This window comes from Pseudomonas sp. GW821-FHT09E04, from assembly GCF_059416185.1.
Genome location: NZ_JBWKOR010000006.1, coordinates 238072 through 255819, shown reverse-complemented (window position 1 = coordinate 255819; position 17748 = coordinate 238072). Strand labels below are relative to the sequence as shown.

The window sequence follows — 17748 nt, the reverse complement described above, 5'->3', positions numbered from 1 at the left end:
CCTGTGTCAGCGCAGCGGCGCCGAAAGGAGACATGCCCGAATCGCAGGCAAAAAAAAACCCGGAAATCCTCACTTTCGTGGGCCTTCCGGATTTTCTAAACCGCCAAATATGGTGGGTCGTGTGGGATTCGAACCTACGACCAATTGGTTAAAAGCCAACTGCTCTACCAACTGAGCTAACGACCCGCTGTGTGGTGGCGCGTATAATACTGATTTTTAAGGACTATTCAACACCTAATTTGAAAATAATCAAAAATAAGGTGTCGGATCGCTGATTCCGGCCGCTGCGAAGCCTTCTGCACGCAGTCGGCAGCTGTCGCATTTGCCGCAGGCACGGCCATTATCGTCCGCCTGATAGCAGGAAACAGTCAGCCCGTAGTCAACACCAAGCTTCACGCCGGCCTCGACGATCTGCGCCTTGCTCAGGTTCTGCAACGGGGCCTGGATGCGGAAACCATTGCCTTCTACACCGGCCTTGGTCGCCAGGTTGGCCATGCGCTCGAACGACTCGATGAACTCGGGACGGCAATCCGGGTAGCCGGAGTAGTCCACTGCGTTGACACCAATAAAGATGTCACGAGCGCCCAATACTTCAGCCCAACCCAACGCTAGAGAAAGGAACACCGTGTTGCGCGCCGGCACATAAGTCACCGGAATGCCTTCACCCAGTTCCTCCGGGATATCGATGCTGCTGTCGGTCAGGGCCGAACCGCCCATGCCGTTCAGGTTCAGACCGATCACCTTGTGCTCGACCACGCCCAGATCGCGAGCGACGCGTGCGGCGGCGTGCAGTTCGGCGTGTGAACGCTGGCCGTAATCGAAGCTCATGGTGTAGCAGCGATAGCCTTCGGCGCGGGCCATCGCCACGACCGTGGCCGAGTCCAGGCCGCCGGACAGCAAAATGACCGCACGCTTTTCAGTAGTGTTCAGTTGTTCAGTCATCTCAGCGCCCCGGCTCGTCATTCCACAGATATTTGTGCAGTTGCAATTGCAGGCGTACCGGCAAATTGTCCGCCACCACCCAATCCGCCAGATCCCGAGCATTCAGGTCATGATGGCTCGGGGAAAACAGCACTTCGCCGGCACGCCGCTCAAGACCGTACTGGATCAGCTTGGATACCGCCCAGTCATAGTCTTCCCGCGAGCAGATGACAAACTTCACCTGATCGTTGGGCGTCAGCAACTCGATGTTCTCGTAACGATTGCGATGGGCTTCTTTGGAATCGGGGGTCTTCAGGTCGACAACCCGACTGACCCGCGGATCGACCGCGGAAATATCGAGGGCGCCGCTGGTTTCCAGCGAGACTTCGTAGCCGGCATCACACAACTGCTTGAGCAAAGGAATGGCATTGGGCTGTGCCAGCGGCTCACCGCCGGTGACACAGACGTAGCGCGGGCGAAACCCGGCTACCTGCTCGAGGATGTCGTCGAGTGTACGAATGGTGCCGCCGCTGAACGCGTAGGCACTGTCGCAGTATTGGCAACGCAATGGGCAACCGGTCAGGCGCACAAAAACAGTGGGCAGCCCGGCAGTCCGCGTTTCCCCCTGCAACGAGTAGAAAACTTCGGTGATTCTCAATGTGTCTTGCATAGTCGCCACGGGCGTAACAGCTAAACAGGCTGTCCGCCTCCGTCAGGCACTTCAGGCAACCCCGCCATCGCGTAGATCACCAGAAGCGTGTTTCATAAAAGGGCGTGAATTCTAACGAAAAAACCCGCGACAAGCGCGGGTTTCTTCTAAACGGGTCAAACAGTATTACATGCGCTGCAGATCGCGCTGGGCCAACTGAGCAGCGGAGGTACCCGGATACTGGGACACCACCTGTTGCAGAATGCCTTTGACCTTGTCGGTGTGACCGAGGCGGCGCTCTACGTCAGCCAGCTTGTACAGCGAATCCGGCACTTTGGCATGCTTGGGATAGAGCTGCGAAACCTTGGCAAAAGCCTGACCTGCACCTTGCAGATCGCCTTTGGCCAGGTTCACTTCACCCAACCAGTACTGGGCATTGCCCGCGTATTGGCTGTTCGGGTATTTACGCAGGAAGGCGGCGAAAGCCTGGCTGGCCTTGTCGAAATCCTTGGCCTTGATCAGGTCGAAGGCTGCATCGTAATACAGCTTTTCCTTGGCCGGATCAGCCGGTTCGCCACCCGCGGCAGGTGCCTGGGCGGCCGCAGCGGCCCCGGCTCCAGCGGCGGCACCGGCAGCAGCACTTGCATCGCCACCGGCAGAAGAATTCTCAGGAGTCGCGGCAGGTGCAGCACCGGATCCTATGCGCCGATCAAGATCCTGGTATCGCTCCAGGGATTCTTGCTTCATGCGCGCAACCTGATTCTGCAGTTCTTCGATCACGCCTTGCTGGCGCGATATCTGATCCTGCATTTGTTGCAGTTGGTTGAACAGCATGCCTTGTGCCGAGGCAGGGGCCGAAGCCGCTCCCCCGGCATAGGCGCCGTTCGTACCGTAACCTGCAGGCGGATAACTGCTCCCGCTATTGTTATAACCGGAGTTGTCATCGACCACAGGAACCGCAGCCCACGCCGCAAGCGGCGCGAGGCTGAGAGCCAGAACAGTTACAGCACGACGGCACGTTCGCATATCGAATTACTTACGCAGTTCGACGCGACGGTTTTGAGCCCAGGACTGCTCGTCGTTGCCGGTAGCAACTGGACGCTCTTCGCCGTAGGAAACCAGTTCCAGCTGAGCTGGGGAAACACCTTGCAGTACCAGGTAGCGCTGAACGGCTTTCGCACGACGCTCGCCCAGTGCCATGTTGTACTCACGAGTACCACGTTCGTCGGTGTTGCCTTCCAGAACAACGCGAGCGCCGTTTGCTTTCAGGTCTTTGGCGTGAACGTCCAGAGCGCGCATGGCTTCTGGCTTCAGGTCCGAGCTGTCGTATTCGAAGTAGAAGGTGGTGATTGCGCGCAGAGCAGCTTCTTCGCTCAGGGAACCGTCAACGGCACCAGTGTTTGCGCCGTAACCAGCGTTTGGATCAACAGCGCCTTCACCGGCGTTGTCGCCGCCTTTGGACGAGCAACCTACAGCTACAGCCATGGCCAGAGCCAGCGCAGCAAATTTACCAAACTTCAGCATTTCCATCGTGAAACTCCTAATGAACCCCAGTGTGTTAAGTAAAACGTGTAGCGCCCGCTCACTTCAGGTAAGGGGACCAGGACGGTTCTCTGACTTCGCCTTGAGCGGTAGGAAGCGGGAGCCTAACGCGTCCATTAATGGACACGAGCATCAAGACTCCCCGGCCCTGTTGGCGGGTGGCGTAGATTACCATGGTGCCGTTGGGCGCAACAGTAGGCGACTCGTCCAGAGTGCTATCAGTGAGGATTTTTACACTTCCCCGCTGCAAATCCTGGGCTGCCACCTTGAAATTGGTGAAACCGTCCTGGCGATGGATCATTACCAGGGTCTTTTCATCAGCCGAAAGCTTCGGGTTGGCGTTGTAGTTACCGATAAAGGTCACTCGCTCCGCACCGCCGCCACTTGCACTGGTTTTGTAGATCTGTGGTTTGCCGCCACGGTCCGAGGTGAAGTAGATGGTCGAACCATCCTTGCCCCAGTACGGTTCGGTGTTGATGCCAGGACCTGCGGTCACGCGAGTGATCTGACGCGAAGCCAGGTTCATCACGTAGATGTCCGGGTTGCCGTCTTTCGACAATACGAACGCCAGGCGATCACCATTCGGCGACCAGGCAGGAGCACCGTTCAGGCCTTCGAAGTTGGTGATCTGCTCACGGCGACCGGTGTCGATGTTCTGCATGAAGATGCGTGGACGCTTCTGCTCGAACGACACGTAGGCAATACGCTTGCCGTCCGGTGCGAAACGCGGCGACAGGATTGGCTCGCGCGATTGCAGCAGGGTTACGGCGCGGGCACCGTCATAGTCCGAACGTTGCAGCGTGTAACGGGTGTTCTTCTCGGAGAAGCGTTCAGCCGTCACGTACAGCAGGCGAGTCGAGAACGCACCGTCGATACCGGTGAGTTTCTGGAACGACTGGTCAGAGATGAAGTGCGCCATGTCGCGCAGTTGCTCGGTCGTGCCGGAAACACTGCCGTCCGCCACTTTCTGCTCGGTAGCGACGTTGAACAGAGCCCACTGCACTTGCAAGCGGCCACCGGCCGGCACGATGTTGCCGACCATGATGAACTGAGCACCTACCGCCTTCCAGTCACGGAAGATGATTTCGCTCGGCTGGCTTGGCTGACTGATCATGTTCTGCTTTGGAATCGGAGCGTAGTAGCCCGAGTTGCGCAGATCGTTACCAACGATTTCAGCAATGTCGTCCGGCAGGACGGCACCGCCCTGGAAGCCGAACGGCACGACGGCAATTGGCGTTGCCTGGGAGCTGCCACTGCTGACCAGGATATTTTTTTCATCTGCCGAAGCCAGTCCTGCAAAGCAGAACATGACTACAAGCAGTCCTCGAAGAAGGTTTCTCACAAGGCTAGATCCTCAGGTGTGAATGTCATCTTGAATGAACGATAGGGTGCGAAATCCGCTGGTTTCAGACCCTGCATTTCGGTCAATCGACCAATATTTTTTACAGCCGCGACGGCAGAGCTGTCGAACGGCGCGTCACCGCTGGAATGAGCAACCGAAACACCGGAGATCGTTCCGTCAGGGAGCATGTTGATTTGCAGTACCACCTTCATGCCTTTACGGGCCGACGGAGGCTGCGCCCAACCTTCAGATGCTCGCGAACGAATCAGATCATCGAAGTTGCCGGCGGTTTCATCACCCACTTCATCTGCCAAAGCCTGCTGACGCTCGGTCTTGTCGGACAGCAGGTCGGCCAGAGCCTGAGCCTTCTTGTCCTCGACCGATTTGCGTGCCGCGTCCTGCGCTTTCTTCTTCGCAGCATCGGCAGCAGCTTTCTTCTTGGCGTCTTCGGCGACTTTCTTCTTCGCCTCTTCAGCTTCGGATTTCTTCTTGGCGTCTTCGGCGGCTTTCTTCTTCGCGTCTTCGACGATTTTCTTCTTGGCTTCTTCAGCGGCCTCTTTCTTGGCCTCTTCTTCAGCAGCCTTCTTGGCCTCTTCTTCGGCTTTCTTCTTGGCTATATCAGCCAATTGTTTCTCTTCTGCCTTCTTGGCGTCGGCGGCTTTCTTCGCGTCTTCGGTTTTCTTGGCTTCGTCAGCCTTCTTCGCCTGTTCCGCTTTCTTCGCCTCGTCGGCCTTCTTGGCTTCCTCGGCCTTTTGAGCCGCTTCTTCTTTCTTTTGTTCCGCAGCCTTCACCGCTTCCTGCTCGACCTTTTTCTGCTCCATCTGCTCGACTTCGGTCTGACGCGCGGCGGATTTCTTCGCCTCACCCGCAATCTTCTGATTGGTCTGGGTGGTCGCCTGACTTTTCGATTTCAGCTGGTACAGGGTCGCCTGGACAATCGGCTTGGCCACCGGCAGCTCAGGCGTCAGGGCAAAACTGACGAACAGCATGCCGAACACCAGCACGTGCAAGCCAATCGCCCAGACACTAGGCCAGAAGTAGCTTTCCGAGGCGGACGGCTCTCGCTGTTGCTGCATCAGGGGGCCTCGGTAATCAAGCCAACATTACCGACCCCGGCTTTCTGCAACCCGCCCATGGCGCCCATGACGGAGCCATAATCGACGGACTTGTCGCCACGGATGAAGACCTGGGTACGCTTGCCGCCTTCAGTGCCGGCGCGAATGATCTTGGTCACCGCATCGGTCATCTGCGGCAGGGTCATGGCCCTGTCCTGTTGCTTTTCAGTATCGACTTCGCTGCCAAGGTTCCAGTAGTAGGTCTTGTCAGCCTTGATCGAAATGGTCAGCACCTGGGTGTTGTTGTCCTGCGGCAAGGCTTCGCTGGAAACCTTGGGCAGATCCACTTTCACGCCCTGATTGAGCATCGGCGCAGTCACCATGAAGATGACCAGCAGCACCAGCATCACGTCGATGTAAGGCACTACGTTCATCTCGGCGACCGGCTTGCGCTTGTGTCGGGCTCGAGTGATTAAAGCCATCGGGAAATACCTGCTTATTCTTCGCTGGTGTGCACTTTGCGGTGCAGGATCGCCTGGAATTCATCGGCGAAGGTGTAGTAGCGGCTCAGCAAGGTTTCGCTGCGGGCAGAGAAACGGTTGTAAGCGATAACGGCCGGGATCGCGGCGAACAGGCCGATCGCGGTGGCGATCAGGGCTTCGGCGATGCCTGGAGCCACAGTGGCCAGAGTGGCCTGTTGTGCGCTGGCCAGGCCGCGGAAGGAGTTCATGATCCCCCAGACGGTACCGAACAGACCGATGTACGGGCTGACCGAACCTACGGTGGCGAGGAATGGCAGGCTCTGCTCGAGTTTTTCTTCCTCGCGGGAGATGGCAACACGCATGGCACGGGCCACGCCTTCCATCACCGCTTCAGGATCGACACCCGGCTGCTGGCGCAGGCGCGAGAACTCTTTGAAGCCGGCACGGAAGATCTGCTCGACGCCCGAATCCGGATCCGGGTTGCTGCCGGCCTGACGATAGAGCTTGGACAGGTCGATACCCGACCAGAAGCGCTCCTCGAAGCTCTCCAGGGCACGTCGACCGGCGCGTATCAGATTGCTGCGCTGAAAGATCATGATCCATGAGGTCACCGATGCGGCCACCAGAGTCAACATTACCAACTGCACCACGATGCTGGCATTGCTGACCAGGCTCCACATGGAGGAATGGTCGACGACGTTAGCTTCCACGCTTTATCTCCTGCTTTAAGTGTGTACCCGTGCCGACCGCGTCGGCGAAAGCCGCACGCAAGTCTTCGGGAAGGGCCCGGGGTTTCAAACTGTTAGTGCGCACACAGGCCACCAGAAACTGCCCCTCACAGAGCAGCACATTATCCGTTGCCCGCCTGACCTGCTGTCTGAAGCGCAGGCTGGCACGGTTCAATTCGATTACATCAGCGCTTACCAGCAACTCGTCGTCCAGTCGCGCCGGCGCGTGGTAACGCGCTTCGCTGGAGTGCACGACGAACAACAGGTCCTCCCCTGCCAGCGCCGACTGGGCAAAGCCCAGCTCCCGGAGCCGCTCGGTTCGAGCCCGTTCCATAAACTTGAGGTAATTAACGTAATACACGATGCCGCCCGCATCGGTGTCCTCGTAATAAACGCGACAACGATGTGCGAACGACTCAAGCCCGTTTTGCGCGCGCATACTCTAGTGCTTACTCCTCGGGTTGCCAATCCAGCCAGGCAACTGTTTTTCATTGTTCGAAGGCTTTACCGCAAAAGTACCGTCCTGAGACAGTACAAACGCTGAATAAATCGACAATAAATGTGTATTAATCGTCCACGGCATCGAGAAACTCGTCTACCACAGGCATCTCGCCCATTCGTGACGGAATGTTTAAACCAAAATGCAGGTATGCGTGCCGGGTCACCACCCTGCCCCGCGGCGTACGCATGATGTAGCCCTGCTGAATCAGATACGGCTCCAGCACATCTTCGATGGTGTGGCGTTCTTCGCTGATCGCCGCCGCCAGGCTGTCGATACCGACCGGGCCGCCATCGAACTTCTCGATCATGGTCAACAGCAAACGCCGGTCCTGATGATCGAAGCCGTGCTCGTCGACATCCAGCAGGTTCAGCGCCAGGTCGGCGACGGACTTGGTGATGTGACCCTTGGCCCGAACTTCGGCGAAATCCCGCACCCGGCGCAACAACCGGTTAGCGATCCGCGGCGTACCCCGAGCACGACGGGCAATCTCGAAGGCACCTTCCGGGTCCAGCGGCAGACCGAGGATGTTCGCCGAACGGCTGACGATCGTCGCCAGGTCGGCGGTGCTGTAGAACTCAAGACGCTGGACGATACCGAAACGGTCACGCAACGGGTTGGTCAGCATCCCCGCCCGCGTCGTCGCGCCAACGAGGGTGAACGGCGGCAGATCAAGCTTGATCGAACGCGCCGCCGGTCCCTCACCGATCATGATGTCGAGCTGGAAATCTTCCATCGCCGGATACAGCACTTCTTCGACGATTGGCGACAGACGATGAATTTCATCGATGAACAGCACGTCGTGCGGCTCAAGATTGGTCAGCAGCGCCGCCAGATCTCCCGGCCGTTCGAGCACCGGGCCCGAAGTACTTTTGATCGACACGCCCATTTCCTGGGCAATGATGTTCGCCAGCGTGGTCTTGCCCAAACCCGGCGGGCCGAAGATCAGGGTGTGGTCGAGGGATTCGCTACGGCCACGGGCGGCCTGGATAAACAGTTCCATCTGCTCGCGAACGGTCGGCTGGCCGATGTATTCGGCCAGGCTGACGGGACGTATCGCCCGATCCTGGACTTCTTCGCGCTCACGCGGACTGTGCGTGGCGGCGATCAGACGATCAGCTTCAATCACTTAAATCATTCCCTTCAGGGCGCGTCGGATCATGTCTTCGCTGCTCAAGCCTTTCTCTTTGATCGCGGAAATCGCCTTGCTTGCTTCCTGCGGCTTATAGCCCAGGGAAATCAGCGCGCTGACCGCGTCGTTCTCGGCGGTGTTGACCGGCGCCGGGCCGTCCGGCTGGTTCGGCACCAGCGCAAACATGGCCGGCGAGGTTTCCCACGCCTTGAAGCGATCCTTGAGCTCCACCAGCAGACGCTCGGCGGTTTTCTTGCCCACACCCGGCACCTTGGTCAGCGCCGAGGTGTCCTGGGACTGCACGCAACGGATCAGTTCATCAACTTCCAGGCTCGACATCAAGGCCAGGGCCAGTTTCGGCCCCACACCATTGAGACGGATCAACTCGCGAAAAAAGTCTCGCTCACGCTTGCCGGCAAAACCATAGAGTAACTGCGCGTCTTCGCGCACGACCAGATGGGTGTGCAGGGTCAGCGGTTCACCGACCGACGGCAGGCGATACAAGGTGGTCATGGGCACTTCCAGCTCATACCCGAGGCCGTTTACATCCAGAATCAGGTGCGGCGGCTGTTTTTCAGCGAGGGTGCCGCGCAAGCGTCCAATCACGTTTCAGATCCTTGAGCGTTGGCCAGCCGTGGGCTGGCGACAATCAGAACGAAGGACTCCGGCCGACAGCACAGGCGCGCAAGTCCACATTCCGTAAATTTGATGCTGATGCTATCAGAGACGCAGGCGCCCGCCACGACTGCGTGCGGTTCCCAGACCGTGCGGCAGCAGACTGGAGCGAGTGTGCGCATGGCAAATGGCAATCGCCAGGGCGTCCGAGGCGTCGATCTGCGGCTTGCTGGTCAGTTTGAGCATGTGCATGACCATCATCTGCACCTGCTCTTTATTGGCGGCGCCGGTGCCGACCACGGCCTGCTTGACCTGGGTGGCCGTGTACTCGGCGATCTCCAGGCTCTCTTCGGCGCCTGCAACGATAGCGGCCCCACGGGCCTGCCCAAGCTTCAGCGCCGAATCGGCGTTTTTCGCCATGAACACTTTTTCGATGCCCATGGTCACCGGGCCATAGGTCTGGATAATCTCGCGTACGCCGCGATAGACGATTTGCAGGCGCTCGTGCAGCTCACCGGCGCCAGTTCGGATGCAGCCCGAGGCGACATAGATGCAACCGCCGCGTCCGGTATCACGAACAATGCCGTAACCGGTAATGCGCGAACCGGGGTCGATACCAAGAATTAAAGTCATAAGCCTGCAGATTCGAAAAAACACAAAAACAAATGTGGGAGCTGGCTTGCCCGCGATCACACAGGCAAGTCCGCTCCCACATTGAATCCTAGTCGCTCTTAACCGAGCTGAGCAGCCACGTCTTCCGGAATGTCCGCGTTGGAATAGACGTTTTGCACGTCGTCCAGGTCTTCCAGCATGTCGATCAACTTGAGCACCTTCTCCGCCCCTTCCAGATCCAGTTCGGCGCTGGTGGTCGGTTGCATGACGATTTCCGCGTCGTCACCCTTGAAACCGGCCGCTTCCAGCGCGTTTCGCACGGCGTAGAAGCTGGTGAACGAGGTGAACACGTCAATCGAGCCGTCTTCATGAGTGACCACGTCATCGGCGTCGGCTTCCAGCGCCGCTTCCGTCAGCGCGTCTTCGTCGACACCCGGCGCAAAGCTGATCTGGCCCTTGCGCTCGAACAGATACGCCACCGAGCCGTCAGTACCGAGGTTGCCGCCACACTTGCTGAACGCATGACGCACGGCCGCAGCGGTACGGTTGCGGTTGTCGGTCATGCACTCGACCATCACCGCCACGCCACCCGGGCCGTAACCTTCGTAGGTCAGTTCTTCAACGTTGTCCGCCTCGGTCGCACCGGCGCCACGGGCCACCGCACGATCGATGATGTCGCGGCTCATGTTGGCGCCCAGCGCCTTGTCCAGGGCCAGACGCAGACGCGGGTTGGAACCCGGATCGCCACCGCCCTGACGGGCCGCAACGGTCAGTTCACGGATCCACTTGGTGAAGATCTTGCCTCGTTTGGCATCCTGACGTTCTTTGCGGTGCTTGATGTTCGCCCACTTGGAATGACCTGCCATATCTCGCTCCGAATTCTCTTTGAAACGTTGCCCGCCATGCTCGCGCATCGGCCGGCAAACACAAAATTGCGACCTGCTTTCATGGGGTACAGAAAGAAAAAAGGCGCATCCGAAGATGCGCCTTCAGGCCCGTCTTACTCAGCCTTTGGCGTTTCGCGCAAACGAATGTGCAATTCGCGCAATGCCTTGGCATCCACAACACCCGGCGCCTGCGTCATCACGTCGGCAGCACTCTGGGTTTTCGGGAAGGCGATCACTTCACGGATCGACTGGGCGCCGGTCATCAGCATCACCAGACGGTCCAGACCGAAAGCCAGACCACCGTGCGGCGGCGCACCGTATTTCAGGGCGTCGAGCAGGAAGCCGAACTTCTCTTCCTGTTCCACTTCGTTGATGCCCAACAGGCGGAATACCGCTTGCTGCATCTCTTTACGGTGGATACGGATCGAACCGCCACCCAGCTCGGTGCCGTTCAGCACCATGTCGTAGGCACGGGACAGAGCGCCCGCCGGGTTGGCTTCGAGCTCTTCCGGGGTGCACTTCGGCGCGGTGAACGGGTGGTGCAGAGCAGAGAAGCTGCCGTCATCGTTCTCTTCGAACATCGGGAAGTCGACGACCCACATCGGCGCCCACTTGCAGGTCAGCAGGTTCAGGTCGTGACCGAGCTTGATACGCAGCGCGCCCAGGGCTTCGCTGACGATCTTGGCCTTGTCGGCGCCGAAGAACACGATATCGCCATCAACTGCACCGACGCGATCGAGGATCACGTTCAGGTTGGCTTCCGGGATGTTTTTCACGATCGGCGATTGCAGACCTTCAACACCGGCAGCACGCTCGTTGACCTTGATGTACGCCAGGCCCTTGGCACCGTAGATGCCGACGAACTTGGTGTAGTCGTCGATCTGCTTGCGCGGCATGCTCGCGCCGCCTGGAACGCGCAGTGCGGCGATACGGCATTTCGGGTCGTTGGCCGGGCCGCTGAACACCTTGAAATCGACTTCTTTCAGTTGATCGGCAACGTCGACCAGTTCCAGCGGGATACGCAGGTCTGGCTTGTCGGAACCGTAACGGCGCATGGCTTCTTCGAAAGTCATGTGCGGGAACTCGCCGAATTCCAGATCCAGCACTTCCTTGAACAGGTTGCGGATCATTTGCTCGGTCAGGCCCATGATCTCTTTTTCATCGAGGAAGCTGGTCTCGATGTCGATCTGGGTGAATTCCGGCTGACGGTCGGCGCGCAGGTCTTCGTCACGGAAGCACTTGGCGATCTGGTAGTAACGGTCGAAGCCGGCGACCATCAGCAGTTGCTTGAACAGCTGTGGCGATTGCGGCAGCGCGAAGAACGAACCGGCGTGAGTACGGCTCGGTACCAGGTAGTCGCGCGCGCCTTCCGGCGTTGCACGGGTCAGGATCGGCGTTTCAACGTCGAGGAAGCCGTTTTCGTCCAGGAAGCGACGGATGCTGGTGGTCATGCGCGAACGCAGACGCAGCTTCTCGGCCATTTCCGGACGACGCAGGTCGAGGAAGCGATAGCGCAGACGGGTTTCTTCGCCAACGTCGGAGAACTCGTTCAGCGGGAACGGCGGGGTTTCCGACTCGTTCAGCACTTCCAGTTCGTAGCCCAGGACTTCGATCATGCCCGACGCCATGTTGGCGTTGGTGGCACCGGCCGGACGCAGACGCACCTTGCCGGTGATCTTCACGACGTATTCGCTGCGCACGCGGTCGGCGGCGGCGAAGCTCTCGGCGCGATCCGGGTCGAACACCACCTGGGCCAGACCATCACGATCACGGATATCGAGGAAAATCACCCCGCCGTGGTCGCGGCGACGGTGAACCCATCCGCAAAGGGTAATTTCCTGGCCTTCCAGGCTTTCGTTCAGTTGGCCGCAATAATGGCTGCGCATCATGGTAGTGGTTTCGCTTCTCGTAATTCGAAATTCGGTGGAGATCCATCGCACTCAAGCTATGTGCGACCGGTGGATACTCGCGCGTGTCGTTCGACCTGGGTCTGAACCCTAGTCAGATTTGTCGCCACCGGCCAGATTCTTCTTCGCGCCGGTCTTGAAATCGGTTTCGTACCAACCGCTGCCGCTGAGGCGAAAGCCTGGCATGGACAGCTGTTTCTTGAGCTCTGGTGCCTGACAGGCAGGGCAATCGATCAGCGGTGCATCACTGATCTTTTGAATGGCTTCCAACTGATGACCACAGGAAGCACATTGGTAATCGTACATCGGCATGGCGTTGTCTCGGCGATCAGATTGCCAGCTCCCGCAGGGCGGTGTGGCGAAAGAGCGGGATTATATCCATTAAATGCGGCCTGTGCAGCCGGAAGACTGCACAGGCCGCCCAGTCATTGACAACCCCCGGTGGTCACCGGGGCATCGCGCAAGCCATGTACGACACACACCACCCGTACCAGACCGCTGAAGTTCTTCACGCCACCATGACGCAAGTGCACTTCGCGGTCGACACGGGATAACAACGTGCCGACCGAACAGCAATTCTCCTCGGCCATGCGACCCAGAATATTCCAGTAGACCTGTTCCAGCCGCATGCAGGTCGCAAACCCGTTCAAACGCACCGACCGGGCCAATGGCCGGATCAATGCCATGTCGAATTCGTCAAGAAACGGCGCCGCGGCTCGGTCCTGCTGTGAGCCGATGGCGATTTCACTTCGCCTGTCTCCACCTTCCATATCGTTGACACTCCTTTGCCATCGCTGCTTGTTTTCAAGGCAACATCCTGTGACCTCATTAAAAGCGCAGGGGCAAAGGTATATCCAGACGACTTTTTGACCGTCGACGTAGGATAAGCCAACACAACAGGGAGGATCACGGACCAGCGAAGTGCTTACTTCGCTTCCTACAATAGCGAACGCTTTTTCCCGGCCAAAACGGGCGCACGACCCACAAACGGTGTCCGTGCGCCTCGGGCGATCAGGCTTCGAGCAGTGCCCTGAGCATCCACGCGGTTTTCTCGTGGACTTGCATGCGTTGGGTCAGAAGATCAGCCGTCGGCTCGTCACTGACTTTATCCAGCAGCGGGAAAATCCCCCGCGCAGTGCGAGTGACCGCTTCCTGGCCTTCGACCAGTTGTTTGATCATGTCCTCGGCACTCGGCACGCCCACTTCTTCTTTAATAGAGGAAAGACGCGCGTAAGTCGCATAGGCGCCCGGTGCAGGGAAACCCAGGGCGCGGATGCGCTCGGCGATCGAGTCCACGGCCAGGGCCAGTTCGTTGTATTGCTCTTCGAACATCAGGTGCAGGGTCCGGAACATCGGCCCGGTGACATTCCAGTGGAAGTTGTGGGTTTTCAGATACAGCACATAGGTGTCCGACAGCAGACGCGAAAGCCCTTCGACGATGGATTTGCGGTCTTCTTCACTGATACCGATATCGATTGCCATGCTTACCCCCTAACGGCGATTGAATTCATCCAGCAGGTGTCGGTTCACTGTAGCAAGGCCTCCCCCCCATGGCAGCCCCCGTATCGACCCGATAGAGGCGACAAATCGCCCCACGCCCTGCCGCTGGCCGGCGTTATTTGAGTAGCTGCAGGCTTTACTGTTAAATAGGCAGTGTGTCGCTACGCCCTGTTTTCCGGGTGTTGCGCATAGGCTGATGCCGGGCACGTGTCCAACGCCTCTTATTGTTCCGAAGCGAACCGTGCGCCTTCAGCTCTTCCTTGTGAGCCGTCATAACGTGAGTCATTAAAAATGTTGAAAATCGTCCACCTGCTAATGGGCGCAGCAGCCTTGCTGCTGTCCTTCATACCTAGCTTGAGATCCGAAGCCGTACCTTACCTGCAACAACCCGATGCACTTTACCTGGCCTTTTTCGGCCTGCTGAACCTGGTTCTCGCTCCAGTGATCCCGTACTGGAACAAAGGCCCGCGCCAGCATCTGCAAAATCTGGTCAGCGCATTGCTGGTACTGACCGTCGTCCTGCAAACCCTGACCCTGATCGCGCCGATGCCTGTCATCGCCGGCCAGCCAGCTGTGCTGTTCAGCCTGGTCATTGCTCTGGTTGCCGTGGCCGTGCACCTGGCCGTCAGCTTCTATAAATCCTCACCGGCCGCCGCCGCGCAAAGCTACGACATGAGCAACCGCGATACCGGCACCGTCAAGTGGTTCAACACCTCCAAGGGCTTCGGCTTTATCTCCCGGGATTCCGGCGATGATATTTTCGTGCACTTTCGCGCCATCCGTGGCGAAGGCCACCGCGTTCTGGTCGAAGGCCAGCGCGTGGAGTTCTCGGTGATGAACCGTGACAAAGGCCTGCAAGCTGAAGACGTGATCGCCGCCCTGCCGCGTCGCTGATCTGAAACGAAAAAACCGCGAACAGCCTGGCTGTTCGCGGTTTTCTTTTTTTACAGGATCATGCCCACACAAAATGCAGAAGCTCAGTAGTGCGGCGGCGGCGCGTCTTCTTCGAAGGACCCGAACTGGCCGACCATTTCTTCCTGCCGCTTCAGCAGCGCGGCCATCTGTAACTGCAGACGCTCCACCACCCTCTGTTGCGCCACCAGCACGTCGTTCAACGCCTGAATGGTGTCGTCCTGAAACGCCAGACGGCTTTCCAGATCGTTGACGCGTTCTTCCAGGCTCATGATCAAACCTCCAGAAACTTGAAATCGTCGTCCAGCACCAGGCGCAGGCGCTCGCGGATCGCGGCTACCTGATCGGCGCTGTAAGGTTTGGCGGGGTGCTTGCCCCAGACCGGCGCCGGCCATGCGGCATCATCACGTTTGCGCACGATCACATGCATGTGCAGCTGGCTGACAACGTTACCCAAGGTGGCAACGTTCATCTTGTCGGCATCGAACGAGTCCTTGAGCACCTCCGCCAGGGCTGTGGTTTCCTGCCACAGACGCTGCTGGTCGGCGACATCCAATTGAAACAACTCGCTGATATCGTCGCGACGAGGTACCAGGATGAACCAGGGGTAGTTGGCGTCGTTGGACAGCAGCAGCCGGCAGAGCGGGAAGTCGCCGATGATCAGCGTGTCCTGTTGAAGTCGTGAATCTAAAGCAAACACTGGGTGTACTCCCGGCTGATCGACAATATTCAGCTTAGTGGGCCAGCCCGGTGGAGGGCGCACTAAACGACAGGACGGCAGCATACCTTCGAATGCCCTGCCCTTCACGATGAAGCGGCGCCCCGACATGGAACATTTCTGGCGATCGCGCACCAGCACGAGACCCACCGAGCCAGGCAACACGCCGGAATGACCGCGACTCACTACCGCGTTCAGGGTCATGACAGGGTGCAAGTGTTTGAATTCAGTACAGCCAGAAAAAATATTTGCACCAAAACCGTACAGTGCGTCTACGCTCAATGGCTCGGGCATCCGCCAAATACTCACTGACAGGGTGAACCGGTAACGTTTTTGGTTGTCATGCGCAAAAACGCGCGAGGCAATACCAAGCGAGCAAGCGCGTCAACCCTCATCAAAAAGGGGCGCGCGGGCCCGTATTTACAAGGTTTTTACAGCAGCGAGCGGGGCCATGGAAAAATAACCGCATCAATTTTGCGGTTTGTGCACGCTTGTTGCATTCGTACTCATATGGGCTATGAGCACGCCACGGGAAGTGGTTGCTCAAAGCCCGAAAAAAACAGTGGCAGGGTTGCCCGATGGAGATTCAAGTGTTTTGCCAGGGACTCTTTTTTACCGATGCAAAAAGGCCCAGAAACAGCGATAAAGTTGTCAGTCCGGCTGCATTGGTACTGTGAATTTGCGACATCAACCAAGCCATTTGCGACAGCGTCGTAAAGAACATGAAAGGTTGTATGCGCAAGTATCGCCAACATTGTCGGCGTGATATAAGTTTGCGCCGACACAAAAAGAAAGAGCCGCCCAGATAATAAAACAGGTGGGACGGCAGTACTCTTCTAAAACCAAAGGAGCAAATCACGATGCGCGTGATGAAGTGGAGCATGATCGCACTGGCCGTTACAGCAGCCAGTACTCAGTTGGCTACGGCCGCACCGTTTGTTAGTGACCAGTCTGAAGCCAAAGGCTTTGTTGAAGACGCCAAACTGACCGAAACGTTGAAGAACTACTACTTCAACCGTGACAACAAGAACGGCAGCCACGACCAGAAAGACTGGACCCAGGGTTTCCTCGGCAACTTCACTTCCGGTTACACCCAAGGCACCGTAGGCGTCGGTATCGATGCATTCGGTTACCTGGCGGTCAAACTGGACGGCGGTGACGGTACTTCCGGTACCGGTAACATGAGCCGCAGCAATACTGTCAAAGCCAACGGTTATGCCCATGACGTTGATGAGAGCCAAGGCAAAGCCGGCGCAGCCATCAAATTCCGCATCTCCAAAACCGAGCTGAAAATCGGCGACCAGCAGCCAAGCACTGCTCCAGTGTTCGCTGTCGGTGGTTCCCGCGTTCTGCCGCAAACTGCCAGTGGCTTCCAGCTGCAGAGCAGTGAAATCAAAGACCTCGATCTCGAAGCCGGTCACTTCTACTCGGCTACCAGCCAGGACAAAAACGCTCGTGAAGGCGGCCTTTACGCCACCTACGCAGGCGTAGAAGCCAAAAACATCGACTACTTCGGTGGTAAATACGGCATCACTGACAACCTGACTGCATCCCTGTACGGCGCCAAGCTGGAAGACATCTGGAACCAGTACTACGCGAACGTGAACCTCACCACTCCATTCGGTGGTGACACTTCGTTGAACACTGACTTCAACATCTACCGCACCACCGACACCGGTAGCGCCAAAGCGGGCGAAATCAGCAACACCGCCTTCTCGCTGGCAACCGCGCTGTCGTTCCTGAAAGCGCACACCTTCACCCTGGCCTTCCAGAAGGTCAACGGCGACACCCCGTTCGACTACATCGGCGTGGGCAAGAACAACCGTGGTGGCGACTCGATCTTCCTCGCCAACTCCATCCAGTACTCCGACTTTAACGGTGCAGGCGAGAAATCCCTGCAAGCCCGTTACGACCTGAAAATGGCCGAGTATGGCGTTCCTGGTCTGAGCTTCATGGTTCGTTACGTTAAAGGCTGGGATATCGACGGTACCCACACTCCAGCGGGTAGCTCTTACGCCGGTCTCTACGGTGAAGATGGCAAGCACCACGAAACCAACTTTGAAGCCAAATATGTGGTTCAAAGCGGTCCAGCAAAAGACCTGTCCTTCCGTATTCGCCAGGCTTGGCACGTTGCCAACTCTGACGAGAAAGAAGGCGACGTGAAAGAGTTCCGTCTGATCACCGAGTACCCACTGAACATCTTGTAATCGTCAGTGGTTAGTTTGGTAGCATAAAAAAAGGCCCATC

Annotated in this window: 21 protein-coding genes and 1 tRNA gene; 2 read left to right on the top strand and 20 right to left on the bottom strand. The window is 57.9% G+C overall.

Annotated elements, in window-relative coordinates:
- Positions 1 to 110: 110 nt before the first annotated feature.
- The 18 genes from AC07N4_RS22855 to AC07N4_RS22770 form a co-directional block, all read right to left on the bottom strand.
- Positions 111 to 186, bottom strand: a tRNA-Lys gene (locus tag AC07N4_RS22855).
- A 63-nt stretch (positions 187 to 249) separates the two neighbouring features.
- Positions 250 to 942 carry a 7-cyano-7-deazaguanine synthase QueC gene (gene queC / locus AC07N4_RS22850; protein ID WP_493066004.1) on the bottom strand — a complete coding sequence of 231 codons (693 nt, stop codon included), beginning with the start codon at positions 940 to 942 and terminating at the stop codon, positions 250 to 252.
- Between the two features lies 1 nt (position 943).
- Positions 944 to 1591 carry a 7-carboxy-7-deazaguanine synthase QueE gene (gene queE, locus AC07N4_RS22845; protein WP_007951198.1) on the bottom strand — a complete coding sequence of 216 codons (648 nt, stop codon included), beginning with the start codon at positions 1589 to 1591 and terminating at the stop codon, positions 944 to 946.
- A 165-nt stretch (positions 1592 to 1756) separates the two neighbouring features.
- On the bottom strand, positions 1757 to 2596 hold the full coding sequence (gene ybgF, locus AC07N4_RS22840) for a tol-pal system protein YbgF (RefSeq protein ID WP_096818288.1): 840 nt from the start codon (positions 2594 to 2596) through the stop codon (positions 1757 to 1759).
- 6 nt (positions 2597 to 2602) lie between these two features.
- A complete protein-coding gene (gene pal, locus AC07N4_RS22835) occupies positions 2603 to 3100 on the bottom strand; it encodes a peptidoglycan-associated lipoprotein Pal (protein ID WP_003178634.1) in 498 nt (165 codons plus the stop codon).
- Positions 3101 to 3152: 52 nt separating this feature from the next.
- On the bottom strand, positions 3153 to 4421 hold the full coding sequence (tolB, locus tag AC07N4_RS22830) for a Tol-Pal system beta propeller repeat protein TolB (RefSeq protein WP_217993298.1): 1269 nt from the start codon (positions 4419 to 4421) through the stop codon (positions 3153 to 3155).
- A 29-nt stretch (positions 4422 to 4450) separates the two neighbouring features.
- Entirely contained in the window at positions 4451 to 5530 is a 1080-nt protein-coding gene (gene tolA, locus AC07N4_RS22825; protein ID WP_096818292.1) for a cell envelope integrity protein TolA, read from the bottom strand.
- Positions 5530 to 5982: a protein TolR gene (tolR, locus tag AC07N4_RS22820; RefSeq protein ID WP_162803534.1), complete on the bottom strand. Its 453-nt coding sequence runs from the start codon at positions 5980 to 5982 to the stop codon at positions 5530 to 5532. The genes tolA and tolR overlap by 1 nt, the downstream gene beginning before the upstream one ends.
- 23 nt (positions 5983 to 6005) lie before the next feature.
- Positions 6006 to 6701 (bottom strand): protein TolQ, encoded by a 696-nt coding sequence (gene tolQ, locus AC07N4_RS22815; RefSeq protein ID WP_039766018.1) that lies wholly within the window; start codon positions 6699 to 6701, stop codon positions 6006 to 6008.
- Complete coding sequence (gene ybgC / locus AC07N4_RS22810) at positions 6691 to 7158, bottom strand: tol-pal system-associated acyl-CoA thioesterase (RefSeq protein WP_096818294.1); 468 nt, start codon at positions 7156 to 7158, stop codon at positions 6691 to 6693. The genes tolQ and ybgC overlap by 11 nt, the downstream gene beginning before the upstream one ends.
- Before the next feature lie 127 nt (positions 7159 to 7285).
- Complete coding sequence (gene ruvB, locus AC07N4_RS22805; RefSeq protein ID WP_096818296.1) at positions 7286 to 8347, bottom strand: Holliday junction branch migration DNA helicase RuvB; 1062 nt, start codon at positions 8345 to 8347, stop codon at positions 7286 to 7288.
- Positions 8348 to 8956 carry a Holliday junction branch migration protein RuvA gene (ruvA, locus tag AC07N4_RS22800; protein WP_007951205.1) on the bottom strand — a complete coding sequence of 203 codons (609 nt, stop codon included), beginning with the start codon at positions 8954 to 8956 and terminating at the stop codon, positions 8348 to 8350.
- Positions 8957 to 9070: 114 nt separating this feature from the next.
- Positions 9071 to 9598 carry a crossover junction endodeoxyribonuclease RuvC gene (gene ruvC / locus AC07N4_RS22795; protein ID WP_007951206.1) on the bottom strand — a complete coding sequence of 176 codons (528 nt, stop codon included), beginning with the start codon at positions 9596 to 9598 and terminating at the stop codon, positions 9071 to 9073.
- A 98-nt stretch (positions 9599 to 9696) separates the two neighbouring features.
- Positions 9697 to 10443 (bottom strand): YebC/PmpR family DNA-binding transcriptional regulator, encoded by a 747-nt coding sequence (locus tag AC07N4_RS22790; RefSeq protein ID WP_085709622.1) that lies wholly within the window; start codon positions 10441 to 10443, stop codon positions 9697 to 9699.
- A 134-nt stretch (positions 10444 to 10577) separates the two neighbouring features.
- Positions 10578 to 12353: an aspartate--tRNA ligase gene (aspS, locus tag AC07N4_RS22785; RefSeq protein ID WP_493066005.1), complete on the bottom strand. Its 1776-nt coding sequence runs from the start codon at positions 12351 to 12353 to the stop codon at positions 10578 to 10580.
- Between the two features lie 108 nt (positions 12354 to 12461).
- A complete protein-coding gene (locus AC07N4_RS22780; RefSeq protein WP_096818299.1) occupies positions 12462 to 12683 on the bottom strand; it encodes an FmdB family zinc ribbon protein in 222 nt (73 codons plus the stop codon).
- Positions 12684 to 12796: 113 nt separating this feature from the next.
- Positions 12797 to 13141, bottom strand: coding sequence for a ribbon-helix-helix domain-containing protein (locus AC07N4_RS22775; protein WP_102621273.1), 345 nt, complete (start codon positions 13139 to 13141; stop codon positions 12797 to 12799).
- A gap of 241 nt (positions 13142 to 13382) precedes the next feature.
- Entirely contained in the window at positions 13383 to 13853 is a 471-nt protein-coding gene (locus tag AC07N4_RS22770) for a Dps family protein (RefSeq protein ID WP_039766007.1), read from the bottom strand.
- A 309-nt stretch (positions 13854 to 14162) separates the two neighbouring features.
- Here AC07N4_RS22770 and AC07N4_RS22765 point away from each other — a divergent pair, with 309 nt between their 5' ends.
- On the top strand, positions 14163 to 14765 hold the full coding sequence (locus AC07N4_RS22765) for a cold-shock protein (RefSeq protein WP_096818303.1): 603 nt from the start codon (positions 14163 to 14165) through the stop codon (positions 14763 to 14765).
- Positions 14766 to 14848: 83 nt separating this feature from the next.
- Here the strand turns inward: AC07N4_RS22765 and AC07N4_RS22760 are convergent, their stop codons facing one another.
- Positions 14849 to 15055 carry a SlyX family protein gene (locus AC07N4_RS22760; RefSeq protein WP_096818305.1) on the bottom strand — a complete coding sequence of 69 codons (207 nt, stop codon included), beginning with the start codon at positions 15053 to 15055 and terminating at the stop codon, positions 14849 to 14851.
- A 2-nt stretch (positions 15056 to 15057) separates the two neighbouring features.
- Positions 15058 to 15483 carry an HIT family protein gene (locus AC07N4_RS22755; RefSeq protein ID WP_102621323.1) on the bottom strand — a complete coding sequence of 142 codons (426 nt, stop codon included), beginning with the start codon at positions 15481 to 15483 and terminating at the stop codon, positions 15058 to 15060.
- Between the two features lie 878 nt (positions 15484 to 16361).
- On the opposite strand from AC07N4_RS22755, the gene AC07N4_RS22750 reads away from it, so the two are divergent.
- Entirely contained in the window at positions 16362 to 17708 is a 1347-nt protein-coding gene (locus AC07N4_RS22750; RefSeq protein WP_493066006.1) for an OprD family porin, read from the top strand.
- The last annotated feature ends 40 nt before the right edge of the window (positions 17709 to 17748 follow it).